Annotated in this window: 17 protein-coding genes; 16 read left to right on the top strand and 1 reads right to left on the bottom strand. The window is 34.8% G+C overall.

What is annotated here, in order from left to right:
• Window positions 1–60 precede the first annotated feature (60 nt).
• Window positions 61–1,392 (bottom strand): signal recognition particle protein Srp54, encoded by a 1,332-nt coding sequence (locus DL91_RS11440; RefSeq protein WP_048191872.1) that lies wholly within the window; start codon window positions 1,390–1,392, stop codon window positions 61–63.
• Window positions 1,393–1,764: 372 nt separating this feature from the next.
• Between DL91_RS11440 and hpt the strand changes: the two genes are divergently transcribed.
• The 16 genes from hpt to DL91_RS11360 all read left to right on the top strand — a co-directional run bounded on the left by hpt (window position 1,765) and on the right by DL91_RS11360 (window position 12,205).
• The gene (hpt, locus tag DL91_RS11435; protein ID WP_048191870.1) at window positions 1,765–2,340 is read left to right on the top strand and encodes a hypoxanthine/guanine phosphoribosyltransferase; all 576 of its coding nucleotides are present in this window, start codon (window positions 1,765–1,767) and stop codon (window positions 2,338–2,340) included.
• Window positions 2,341–2,390: 50 nt separating this feature from the next.
• Window positions 2,391–3,386 carry a diphthamide biosynthesis enzyme Dph2 gene (gene dph2, locus DL91_RS11430; protein WP_048191868.1) on the top strand — a complete coding sequence of 332 codons (996 nt, stop codon included), beginning with the start codon at window positions 2,391–2,393 and terminating at the stop codon, window positions 3,384–3,386.
• Between the two features lie 190 nt (window positions 3,387–3,576).
• A complete protein-coding gene (locus DL91_RS11425) occupies window positions 3,577–4,146 on the top strand; it encodes an exosome complex RNA-binding protein Csl4 (RefSeq protein WP_048191866.1) in 570 nt (189 codons plus the stop codon).
• 1 nt (window position 4,147) lies between these two features.
• Window positions 4,148–4,423 carry a DNA-directed RNA polymerase subunit L gene (locus DL91_RS11420; protein WP_048191865.1) on the top strand — a complete coding sequence of 92 codons (276 nt, stop codon included), beginning with the start codon at window positions 4,148–4,150 and terminating at the stop codon, window positions 4,421–4,423.
• A complete protein-coding gene (locus tag DL91_RS11415; RefSeq protein ID WP_048191863.1) occupies window positions 4,407–5,015 on the top strand; it encodes a DUF99 family protein in 609 nt (202 codons plus the stop codon). Before DL91_RS11420 ends, DL91_RS11415 begins: the two co-directional genes overlap by 17 nt.
• A gap of 33 nt (window positions 5,016–5,048) precedes the next feature.
• The gene (locus DL91_RS11410; RefSeq protein WP_048191861.1) at window positions 5,049–5,456 is read left to right on the top strand and encodes an NUDIX hydrolase; all 408 of its coding nucleotides are present in this window, start codon (window positions 5,049–5,051) and stop codon (window positions 5,454–5,456) included.
• 164 nt (window positions 5,457–5,620) lie between these two features.
• Window positions 5,621–5,938, top strand: coding sequence for a transcription factor S (locus tag DL91_RS11405; RefSeq protein WP_048191859.1), 318 nt, complete (start codon window positions 5,621–5,623; stop codon window positions 5,936–5,938).
• A 56-nt stretch (window positions 5,939–5,994) separates the two neighbouring features.
• Complete coding sequence (locus tag DL91_RS12985) at window positions 5,995–6,681, top strand: DUF308 domain-containing protein (RefSeq protein WP_052374390.1); 687 nt, start codon at window positions 5,995–5,997, stop codon at window positions 6,679–6,681.
• A gap of 15 nt (window positions 6,682–6,696) precedes the next feature.
• The gene (pcn, locus tag DL91_RS11395) at window positions 6,697–7,431 is read left to right on the top strand and encodes a proliferating cell nuclear antigen (pcna) (protein WP_048191857.1); all 735 of its coding nucleotides are present in this window, start codon (window positions 6,697–6,699) and stop codon (window positions 7,429–7,431) included.
• A gap of 23 nt (window positions 7,432–7,454) precedes the next feature.
• Window positions 7,455–8,393, top strand: coding sequence for a hypothetical protein (locus DL91_RS11390; RefSeq protein ID WP_231551458.1), 939 nt, complete (start codon window positions 7,455–7,457; stop codon window positions 8,391–8,393).
• Between the two features lie 159 nt (window positions 8,394–8,552).
• Window positions 8,553–8,831: a 50S ribosomal protein L44e gene (locus DL91_RS11385; protein WP_048191853.1), complete on the top strand. Its 279-nt coding sequence runs from the start codon at window positions 8,553–8,555 to the stop codon at window positions 8,829–8,831.
• A 9-nt stretch (window positions 8,832–8,840) separates the two neighbouring features.
• Window positions 8,841–9,026 carry a 30S ribosomal protein S27e gene (locus DL91_RS11380; RefSeq protein WP_048191851.1) on the top strand — a complete coding sequence of 62 codons (186 nt, stop codon included), beginning with the start codon at window positions 8,841–8,843 and terminating at the stop codon, window positions 9,024–9,026.
• Window positions 9,027–9,125: 99 nt separating this feature from the next.
• Entirely contained in the window at window positions 9,126–9,905 is a 780-nt protein-coding gene (locus DL91_RS11375) for a translation initiation factor IF-2 subunit alpha (protein ID WP_048191850.1), read from the top strand.
• Window positions 9,902–10,084 (top strand): RNA-protein complex protein Nop10, encoded by a 183-nt coding sequence (locus DL91_RS11370; protein ID WP_048191848.1) that lies wholly within the window; start codon window positions 9,902–9,904, stop codon window positions 10,082–10,084. Before DL91_RS11375 ends, DL91_RS11370 begins: the two co-directional genes overlap by 4 nt.
• Window positions 10,081–10,854: a proteasome assembly chaperone family protein gene (locus DL91_RS11365; RefSeq protein WP_048191846.1), complete on the top strand. Its 774-nt coding sequence runs from the start codon at window positions 10,081–10,083 to the stop codon at window positions 10,852–10,854. The genes DL91_RS11370 and DL91_RS11365 overlap by 4 nt, the downstream gene beginning before the upstream one ends.
• A gap of 145 nt (window positions 10,855–10,999) precedes the next feature.
• A complete protein-coding gene (locus tag DL91_RS11360; protein WP_048191843.1) occupies window positions 11,000–12,205 on the top strand; it encodes a TIGR00375 family protein in 1,206 nt (401 codons plus the stop codon).
• Window positions 12,206–12,246: the final 41 nt, after the last annotated feature.

Raw genomic sequence — 12,246 nt, 5'->3', positions numbered from 1 at the left:
ATGAGAATTAATATAGTCATAATAACGTTTATTTTTTAAAAGGGGAAGTTTGTGTAACTATTATCTCATCATCTGTTTCATCATCTGCCCAAGTGGACCGCCCATTTTTCTTTTTCCAAATCCTTTCATTGCTTTTTTGGTAACGTTATAATATTTTAGAAGTTCTTTCACATCTTCATTTCTCATACCAGATCCTCTGGCTATTCTTTTTACCCTTGATTGTTTTATGACCTCAGGGTGTTCGAGTTCATGTTCTGTCATGGAGTCCATTAGCACCTTGTATTTTGCAAGTTTTTCTTCGGTTACCTGAGAAGCATTTTTAGGAAGTTTACCTCCAGCACCAGGAATCATGTTCATTACTTGCTGCATTGGCCCCATTTTATTCATCATCTCGAATTGAGAATACATGTCTTTCAATGTGAATTTACCGCTGAGCATTGCATCTACAGATCCCATGTCAGCATCTGTTTCAGCTATTTCTTCTGCACGCTCAAGTAGAGTTCTTATGTCTCCCATTCCAAGCAATCTTGAGATGAATCTATCGGGATCAAATGCTTCAAAGTCTTCAACGCGTTCACCAGTTCCGATAAACTTAATTGGTGCCCCAATTTCAGCTACAGCTGAAAGAGCTCCTCCACCTTTGGCAGAACCATCCAATTTAGTTATAATTATTGAACCAATTTTACTTGTTTTATTGAATGCCAGAGCTTGGTCCCTCGCCTGCTGACCTATGGTCCCATCTATGACCATTATAACTTCATCTGGATTAACTACTTCAGAAATGCTTTCCATTTCATTTAAAAGATCTTTCTCTTCTTTGTGACGTCCTGCAGTATCAATTATTATGACATCGTTCTTTTTAGCTTCTTTTAACCCTTTTTTTGCAAGGTCTAATGCATCTGTATTTTCGGGGTCTCCATAAACAGGCACGTTCATACTTTCAGTCAGCTGTAGTAGCTGTTCGTACGCTGCAGGTCTCCAAGTATCGGTACTCACAATTGCAGGATTAAAACCTTTTTTCTGCAGGTAACGCGTAAGTTTACCAATGGTAGTGGTTTTACCGCTTCCTTGTAGACCCATGAAAAGGTATTTATAGGGTTTTTTATGGATCTCAATTTCCTGGGCTGTAGCACCAAGAAGATTAACCAGTTCCTCGTAAACTATCTTTATAACGTGTTCCTTAGGGGTAACGCCCTTTGGAGGTTCTTCATTTAAAGAACGATCTTCAATGGTCTTAGAAAGTTTTAAAACTAATTTGATGTTGACATCTGATTGGATAAGGGCCCTTTGAATGTCTTTTATGACCTCTTTCACAACTTCTTCATCGATGATGGCCATTCCTGCCAGTTTTTTCATTGTTTTGGTCAGATTTTTTCCTAGATTGCCCAACATATTCTCACCAGTTTTTATGATAATCTTATAAATTTACAATTAAATGTTTAAATTAAAAGATTATTATTACATGTTATTGTACTTTATTATAATCAATTTATTTTTTTGATTTTCAATATTTTTTAAGATAATTTTTATTTAAGATTTAAATTTTAGAATCTAAAAATAGATATTTTACATATACTCTCCTTGTTAAATATAAATTCATGTAGATATAAAAAGAGTAGTTGTAAATATTTATCTATAATAATATTCCAAAAATCCCTGGGGGATGATCTAAACCTCAAAAAAATTTAATTAAGGTTTATGGTGGGATTATTTTAATGATGATAATGAATTTAATTCAAATTAAAGATTTGATCCGGTGATAAAATGCTTGAAAAACTTAAAAACAGCTTAATTAAAGCACCTGTAATTAAAAAAAAGGAATATAATTATTTTGTTCATCCCATTACAGATGGTATCCCAGTGGTAGAACCTTCAATCCTTGAAGAAACTGCAGAGGCTATTTCAAAATTTGGAAATATGGATGTGGATAAAATAGTTTGTGTGGAAGCAATGGGAATACATATAGCTACTGCACTGTCAATAAAAACAGGAATACCATTTGTTGTTATAAGAAAACGTGTTTACGGATTGGAAGGGGAAGTTCTGGTTCATCAAACTACCGGGTACAGCCAAGGGCAACTTTACATAAATGGTTTGCACAAAGGGGATAGGATAATTCTTGTGGACGATGTTGTGAGTACTGGTGGAACAATGATAGCAGTTCTCAAAGCATTGGAAAGGATGGGTGTGAAGGTTGTGGATGTTGTAGCAGTTATAGAAAAAGGCAATGGAAACGATATTGTCAAGAATGAAACAGGATTCAATGTTAAAAGCCTTTTAAAAGTGAATGTGGTGGAAGGAAAGGTTGTAATAGAAGGAAGTGTGGATGATTTGTTGTGAGTATTCATTCTACTCTTAGATTAAATGTCAATTAAAGGACTGATGAAGAAATGTCAATTCACGAACTTGATATAGCCGAAGTTATAGAAAAAATAAATGAATTAAAGGCAGATATTGTGGGTTTACAGTTTCCAGAAGGCCTTAAAGTTCATGCAATAAAAGTAGCAAAGCAGATTGAACTAGGAACAGGTGCAACAGTAATAATATCTGCAGACCCCTGTTATGGGGCTTGTGATGTAGCTGACGTGGATATGGGGGATTCAGTTGATGTAATTGTCCATTTTGGACACAGACCACTCCCAATTGATTATGATTTACCGGTTATTTTTGTTGATGCTCGTTCTAATATAGATTTACTTGGTTGCATTGGAAGTGCCATGGGTTTTCTCGAGGGCTATAATAAAATAGGACTTGTCACGACAACCCAACATTTACATCTGCTTGATGAAGTTGCAGATTTTCTAGAACAAAATGGAAAGAAGATTTTAATCAATGAAGGTGCAGGCACAACTAGAGGGCAAGTGTTGGGTTGCAACTTTTCAGCCATAAAGGATATTGATGCCGATGCATTTCTTTACGTTGGAAGTGGAAATTTCCATGCATTGGGTATTAAACTTTTTACACACAAACCCGTGGTTGTTGCAGATCCATATCTTGGAGATGCAAGAGAAATAGATGAATTTGCAGATAGAATCTTGAGGATACGTTCTGCGAGGATAGCAAAGGCAATTGAAGCAGAAAGATTTGGAATAATTGTTTCATCAAAAAGAGGTCAATCAAGATTGGAGCTTGCAAAGAATTTGAAGAATATGATAAAAGAAGAGGGTAAAGAAGGATTCATATTGTTCCTTGATGATGTATCACCCAACTTACTCCTACCATTCACTGAACTGGATGCATTTGTAATGACGGCTTGTCCTAGAATTGCTATTGATGATTCAAAAATGTATAAAAAACCATTATTAACTCCTCAGGAACTTGAAATATTATTTAAAAGGAGAAAGTGGGAAGATTATGAAATAGATGAAATTAAATATACAAGATAAGATAAAATAAGAAACCATAAATATAATGGAGTTTAAAAATTCAAATCTTATATAGTTATATAAATATGAAGGGTAAATAGTAAGTCACTACAACAAATCGTAGTTAAAATGAATTTCATTTATACACATGGAAATGTAGATTTCAAAATTCAAGGATAATTTATGCACTTATTTTAGTTGAGGTGAATATATGAAAACCAAATCTGGAGATTTTGTTTTGCCGGGGGATGCTTTAGGAGTAACTGAGGAGTTTGTTCCATCAGAATGGACCTATGAAGAAGAGGGGAAGATAAGATCCCTTGTGGCAGGAACAGTATCAGTAGATAATAAAAACAAGAAAATATCCATAATACCAAAAACAAGTTCTCCATCTATGCTTAGAAATGGAGTGGTTGTTGTTGGGCAGGTATCTGATGTAAGGGGTCAGAGAGCCCTCATTAAATTGGATAGTATTAAGGATAATAGCAGAGGTCTTGTAACATCCTTTTCAGGAGGAATACACATATCACAGGCCCAAAAAGGTTACGTAGCCAAATTAACCGATGAGTTCAGAATAGGAGATCTTATTGAGGCAAAGGTGACCAAAATAATAGGCATAGACAATGTAGACCTTACTACAGCCGAGGATGAGCTTGGTGTTTTAAAGGCCATGTGCACAAAATGCAGGCATTACATGAAGCAAACAAGCAAAAACGAAGTTGAATGTCCAAATTGCGGTAATAAAGAAAGAAGAAATCTTTCTTCAAAATATGAGGGATAAAATGAAGGTATTAAAGGATACAAAGAAAGAACTTGAGATAGAAATAACTGGAGAAACTCATTCATTATGCAATACTTTAAGAAAGACACTTATGGAGGATGAGGATGTTGAAGCAGCAGCATACGTTATAGAACATCCAATTATTGGAGAGCCAAAGTTATATGTTAAGGCTAAAAATCCGAAGAAATCCCTTAAACAAGCTGCAGAAACGGTTAAATCAAGGTGTAATGAATTCAAAGATTTAATAGACTCTTCTGAAGATGAAAAAAAGAAATAAAAAAAAGAAATTCCGGATAATAAAACAGGAAATAAGAATTTTGGGTGTTGATGATTCGCCATTTCCTTCCCATACAAAAGATGAAGTATTGTTGGTAGGCACTGTTTTCAGAGCAGGTAGCTGGTTAGATGGTGTTTTAAGCACATATATCCATGGTGACGGCACAGATGCAACAAATAAGATAACCGAGATGGTTAAAAATTCAAGAAATCTTGGCCAGCTAGGAGTGATCATGCTTGATGGCATCACATTTGGTGGTTTCAACTTAGTTAATATCCGTCAGATATTTGAATCAACAGGTGTACCTGTTATTGTGATAATGCGAAGAACTCCAAATTTTGATCGAATAAAAAAAGCTCTACAAAGATTTGAAGATTTTGAAGATAGGTGGAGTAATGTTCTTGAAGCAGGAGAAGTTTACAAGGTAGACAATTCTGAATCAGTTTATATGCAGATACATGGGATTGAGAGGGAAGATGCAGAAGATATAGTTAAACTTTCAACCACAAGAAGTGCAATACCCGAACCTTTGAGAGTTGCACACATTATAGCAGCAGGCATCATAAACGGGGAATCAAAGGGAAGAGCCTAAGATCTGAAATTCCTGTCAAAAGGAAGTGTTCCAATTAAAAATCCTCTTTTAACTGTAGATACCGTGATTATTCATAAAGAATCAGTTACACTCATAAAGCGTAAAAATCCTCCATACAAGGGATCATGGGCTTTGCCGGGTGGGTTTGTTGAATATGGTGAAACTGTTGAGTCAGCTGCCATAAGAGAGACTAAAGAAGAAACAGGTCTTGATGTAACATTAGGAGATATAGTAGGAGTATACTCGAATCCTGAAAGAGATCCTAGGGGGCATATTATTTCCATATGTTTTTTGGGTAAAAAAATCGGTGGAAAGCTTATGGCCGATACAGACGCTGCTGAAGTTAAATATTTTTGTTTAGACGAAGTTTCAACTATAGATCTGGCATTTGATCATGGAAAAATTCTTGAAGATGCATTTGACTTGCTGAATATTAAGTAGTAAATATCATAAATCACGAAGTATAACAACTTAAAAGAATACAAAAATTAATTTATATTTTACAAGATTGATCAATACAAATAATGCATTAACTAATATATAAAACTTAATTTAATAATTCGATCCTTACAAATCAATATTAAATTTTTATAGGGAGGATATAAATGGAATTTTGTCCTAAATGCGGTACAGTCATGTTTCCTAAAGGTGACTGTTTCGAATGTAAAAACTGTGAATACACAACAAAGATAACAAAAGAATCTGTAAAGGAATACGAAATTTCTGAAAAGGTATCAACAAATGATAGCATAATTGTTACAAGTGATGATATCCAAACACTACCCACAACCACTGTTAAATGTCCTAAATGTGATAATAAGGAAGCATCTTGGTGGCTTATCCAAACTCGTGGTGCAGATGAATCTGAAACAAGGTTTTTCAGATGTACCAAGTGTTCTTGCACATGGCGTGAGTATGACTAACCATATGGGATATTGACTAATCATTCATGAAAATATAAATCTAGGGGGATAGTAAATTGGTGGAGGATTTGGATAAGGACACTGAGGAAAAATTGGAAAATTCAAAAGATAATGTGGGAGAGAAGGGTAATGATAAATCCCCTGAATCTAAAGGTTCTTCTATTTCGGGAATCATTTCTAAAATCAAGAAATTCACTATTGCAGATGATCTAAACCCTGAAATAACAACTAACAAAAAAACAGAGGATAAAGATTCTAAAAACTCCTTTAAAGTGTATTCAAACAATTCTAATAAAAAGGATATAACTTCTCAAAAGAACGTTAAAAGTGAAGATCATGATTTCAATATCACAGATATCTTGAGTGGTCATGATTCTATTGATTCACTGAAAAATAAAAAGGACAAAATAATTAAAGCCGCTGCAATATTAATTGGTGGATTTTTAATTGTTTATGGGTTGGTTATTATTTCCACATCAGTTACTAAGGTTGCTGATAATGTAATATTTGGAGAAGGAGCTACTCTATCGGCCTTTCTAATATTAGTGGGTATTTTGATAATTGTGGCTGCATTTGCTCAGAGTATTTTGAATAAAACTTTCCTCAACAAAATACATACAGAACTTGAAGTTGCAGAGGGAAGGTCTGAATCAGATGATGGTTCCAAGAAAGTTAAAGATGAAAATGGTAATAAGATAGATAAGGATAATAAGGATAATATAGTTGAAGAAAATAAAAGGTAATCAAGGAGGATGAAAATGTTCAAAGCGGTTTTAAGTGATTCAAATGTATTAAAAACAAGTTTCGAAGCTATTTCTTCAATTGTGGACGAAGTTCAAATGAAAGCAGACAGCGAAGGATTAAGGCTTGATGCATTAGACAGATCCCACATCACATTCGTGCATTTAGAGCTCAAAGCAGCGCTCTTCGATATATATTCCTGTGACGAACCATTGAAGATCAACGTAGATACTGAAGAACTAATGAAAGTTCTTAAGAGGGCAAAAAGTGATGATGTAGTTGAACTTACAGTTGATGAAGGTAATTTGATTCTTACATTTGAGGATGAAGCAAGACGTACCTTCAAGATTAGACTTATTGATATTGAATATGAGGCTCCAAGCCCTCCAGATCTAGATTATCCAAGTGTATTTGAAATTCCATTTTCCCTACTTAAAAATTCGATTCAGGATATAGGTATAGTTTCTGATAAGATTGCTTTAATGGTGGATGAGGACAAGTTTATTGCATCTGCTGAGGGAGAATTTGGGGATGCAAAGATAGAATATCTACACGGTGAGAAAATATCTGAAAATGCAAAGTCAGTTTTCTCTCTTGAGAAAATAAAAGAGATGTTAAAAGCAGATAAATTTTCTGATACGGCAGTTTTAAGTCTTGGAAATGATATGCCTCTTAATTTGTCCATGAAAATGGTTTCAGAAGATGGTGAACTAAGTTTCCTTTTAGCTCCAAGGATAGAAAGTGAGGAATAGGGTTGGATGAATTTTTCCAAAAATTGAGGGAGACACAAAAGAAAGAGCGTAGTATTAGCGGTCTATCTCGTGTAGGCGATAATTTCTACGGGGAAGTCTCCAATTACCTCAATAGACTCATGAGGAAGATAGATGATAATCCATTTTCCTTTGAATCTTACCTGCTGAGGGATGCCCAGAGAATTGTGGCAGAAATATGCGAGAGAAGAGAACATAAAATAGCCAACAGTGCAGTTATGAATGTACAACGGGCTTATCAATTGTTTAAAGAGTCAAAAAGCAAGGATTCAAAGGATGATAACCAGATAACAGTTCCAATCAATTCCACGCCCGAAGAAGAAGGACTCTATTTAGAATTGGTTGACTCATTCATCAAATACAGGGGAAAGCTTACAGCTCCTTTAATGTCGTATATACAGAAAAATCATGGTAATCATAGCAAAAAACCTGTAGAAAAACCTGTAGAAAAACCTGTAGATAAATCGCTTAAATCTATTAATATCGATGAACTTTTATCAGATGCTCAAACAAAATCTTTAGTTACTGAAAATAAAGATGTTAAACCTGTTAAAGATGATTTTGAAAACCAGATATTTGAAAGGTTTGGATCTGAACCTTCAAGAAGAGATAAATCTAAAAATGAAATCCAAAAACCTGAAGATGTGGCAAATGGAACTGTAAAACAGAACAATACAAACACTTCAAAATCAGAGAATAACAAAGAAATTCCAGTGGAATCAGAAAATACTGATTCATTTGAGGATCATAATGGGCATGGGGAAAAATCTGAAAATAATGAAATGAAAACTTTGATGATTCTTGATGAATTTCCTTCGATTGTTGGGGTTGATAAGAATGTTTACGGGCCAGTATCTCCCCAAGATCTCATAACAATACCAGAGCCCAACGCTAGGATCCTTGTGAAAAACAAAAAGGGAATACTCATACAAACATATAAATAAACTGGAAATGATAAACAGATTAATATATTATTTGGACTTTTTATAAAGAAGTACAAGATATTAAACAAAAAAAATATCAGTTTAAATAAGTTTCTAAAAATAGCATATTAATAAGAAGTTAATTGCACGACTTATTTTTACATTTAAGAGGTGATTATAATGAAGATTCCTAAAGAAAGGAGAACTTACTGTCCAAGTTGTAAAAAACACACAATTCACGAAGTATTAGAAGCAAAAAGAAGAAAAGCAAGTGAGCTCAAATGGGGTCAGAGGCAGTTTAGAAGGGTTACAAGCGGATACAGAGGTTACCCAAGGCCACTTCCATCAAGGAACAAGCCAATTAAAAAACTGGACCTTAGATATAAATGTAAGGAATGTGGAAAGTCCCACATCAAGAGATCATCATTCAGAGCAGGTAAAGTAGAATTCGTAATGTAGGTGGATTATATGGCAAATTACAGAAGTAACAAAAGTAACTTTCTAAGGGTTAAATGTGTTGACTGTGGTAACCAGCAGGTAGTTTTTGACCATGCTGCATCCAATGTACAATGCATAATATGTGGAAAAACCCTAGTTAAACCAAAAGGCGGAAAATCTGAAATAACAGCTCAGATTGTTGAAGTCTTAGATTAAAATTATTATAATCCTTGATTAGTACAATAATACTAATTAATGGATTAATTGAATTAATTAAAGTTAATAATATATTTTAAATATATTATAGGTGTTCTAATGGTAAGAATGAGAAAAGAATGGCCAGATGAAGGTGATCTGGTAGTGGGAACTGTTCACAAAGTTTTGAACTACGGTGCATTCGGAAGTCTCGAGGAATATGATGGTAAAGAAGTTTTTATACACATATCCGAGGTCTCTTCTGGTTGGGTTAAAAACATAAGGGATTATGTTAGGGAAAATCAGAAAATCGTTGCTAGAGTTCTACGTGTTAACCCCAAAAAAGGACATGTTGATGTTTCACTTAAGAGAATAAGGGAAGATCAGCGTACAAGGAAAATCCAACAGTGGAAGATCGAGCAGAAAGCTGAAAAACTGCTAGAATTCTCTGCAAAAATTCTTGAAAAGGATCTTGATGCAGGTTATGAAGAAGTCGGCTATGGGATCATGGAAGAATTCGGAGATCTCTATGGTGCATTTGAAATCGCTGCAGAAGAAGGTGCAAAAACACTCATAGATCGTGGTATGGATGAAGAGTGGGCTAATGCAATAACTGAGGTAGCTAAAAAGAATATATCTCCTCCTGAAGTTAATATAACAGGATATGTTGATTTAAAATCATACTCTCCTAACGGTGTGGATGTTATTAAGAAGGCACTTGGAGCAATAAATGGTGAAGAGATTTCTGTTCAGTGTGTTGGTGCTCCAAGGTATAGATTAATGGTTAAATCATCAGATTATATAACTGCAGAAACCCTCCTTAAGGAAGCAGCAGACAAAGCAATTGAAGTTGTTTTGGAGGAGGGAGGCGAAGGTACCTTCCAACGTGAACTCGAATGAAGCTTAAAATGAAAAAGTGTAAGTCTTGTGGAGAATACACTCTTAATGACAATTGCCCCTGCAAGGGGGAGGTAGGGGTCATCTACCCTCCAAAATACTCTCCTGAAGATAAATACGGTAAATATAGACGTATTCTTAAAAAACAGCTCTTGAAGAGCGAAAAGGAGTTGGTTGGATGAAGGAAACTTTTATTAAAACCATAGAAAATGTAGATCTTAATGAACCCATATTCATAGAGGCTCTTCCAGGTATAGGTCATGTTGGAAAACTGGTTGCAGAGCACATGATCCACGAGTTAAATGCAGTAAAATTTGCTGAACTTTACTCACCTGCCTTTCCACCACAAGTTTTTGTGGATGAAAACGGAATTATTGAACCTATGAAAAATGAATTTTACTATCTTAAATCTCATGGTGAAGATAATAGAGATTACATAATTCTTGTTGGGAATACTCAGGGATTAAGTCCAGAAGGTCAGTACGAGATTTGTAGTGCAATCATTGACTTTGTAGGAAAACATGGTGTCAAACAGATATACACACTTGGAGGTCTTGGAACAGGACAGCCAGTAGATAAACCAAAAGTTTTTGGCGCTGCAACCACAGTGGAGCTTGCTGAGATGCTAAAAGGTCACGATGTCACCTTAAGAACTGCAGACGGGGGAATTATCGGTGCTTCTGGTCTTATATTGGGTTTAGGTATGTCAAATGATATGATGGGTGTATGTTTAATGGGTGAAACACCTGGTTACTTCATTGATGCAGAAGCATCAAAGGCAGTACTTACCATTCTTCAAAAAATACTCAAAGTTGAACTTGATATTGCAAAACTTGAGGAAAGAGCTGAAGAAACCCGTAAAATGATATCCAAAGCTCAACAGATGGAAAAAGAAATGAGCGACCGCATGAACATTATCCAAGGCGAAGAAGATCTTCGTTATATAGGATAAACCATTTTAAATACTTTTTTTTATTATTTCTTATTTTAATTTCATTAATTTTATTAATACCTTGTAACATCAAATCATTATAATAGTTCTGAATGAAATATCAAAATATATAATGTATATATTTGAAATTTAAAGGGGTATCAATATGATTATAAATGCAGATCTACACATACATGGCCGTTATTCTATAGCAACTTCTAAAAACATGATTCCTTCTGTTATGGCTCCTCAAGCAAAGCTTAAAGGACTGGATCTGGTTGCGACTGGTGATGCACTTCACCAAAAATGGATGGCATTGGTGGAAGAAACCACAGAAGAATCATCAGATGGAATATTTTCTTTAAAGGATAGTGTTAGGGATCAAGAGTCATCAGAAAATAATGAATCCAAATTCATTTTAACAACAGAAGTAGAAGATATCAAAAGGGTTCACCATCTTATAATTTTCCCATCAATTGAATCTGCGAAGATTATAAGAAGCAAAATGAAGGGGAATATGGAAGCTGATGGTAGGCCCAGAGTAAGAATGAATGGAAAAGAAATAATGGAAATAGCACATGAATATGGATGTATAATAGGCCCGGCTCATGCATTCACACCTTGGACCAGTATTTACAAGGAATATGATAGTATCAAAGATTGCTATGGTAAAATGCCCGATTTTCTTGAATTAGGTCTGTCTGCAGATTCTGAAATGGCAGACACAATTGAAGAGTTACAGAACATCCCTTTTTTAACCAATTCGGATGCACATTCTCCATGGCCACATCGTCTTGGAAGAGAGTTTAATGAGCTTGAAATTAGTAAGTTAACATTTGAAGGGGTTAGGGATGCAATTTTAAATAAGAATATCAAGGCTAACTATGGATTCGATCCAAGACTTGGAAAGTACCATCTTACAGCATGTTCAAAGTGTTACACACAATACTCAATTGAAGATGCAATAGAAATGAAGATGAGATGTCCATGTGGGGGTAAAATAAAGAAAGGTGTTGATTATAGGATACATGAGCTTTCAAAGTGGAAAAAACCACACCACCCTATGCATAGGCCACCTTATATACACATACTTCCATTAGCAGAGATCATAAGTATCACTCATGGCAAAGGTGTTACAACAGTTTTTGTACAGAAAATATGGAAAGAAATGGTAACGAAATTCAATAACGAAATTACTGCACTTATACACGCGCCAATGAAAGACCTAAAAATTATAGATCCTAAAGTTGCAGATGTTATAAAGGCGTTTAGAAACAAAACATTACAAATAAAATCTGGTGGAGGTGGAGAGTATGGTGAAATTATACTCCCTGCGGAAAGTCAAAACAGCACCCTTAATTTGTTCATGTGATTAATAATATGTTTCAGCGAATTCAAGTTTAACAAAATCAA

This window comes from Methanobacterium sp. SMA-27, assembly GCF_000744455.1.
GTDB lineage: Archaea > Methanobacteriota > Methanobacteria > Methanobacteriales > Methanobacteriaceae > Methanobacterium_B.
This window is presented reverse-complemented; position numbering and strand designations above follow the sequence as displayed.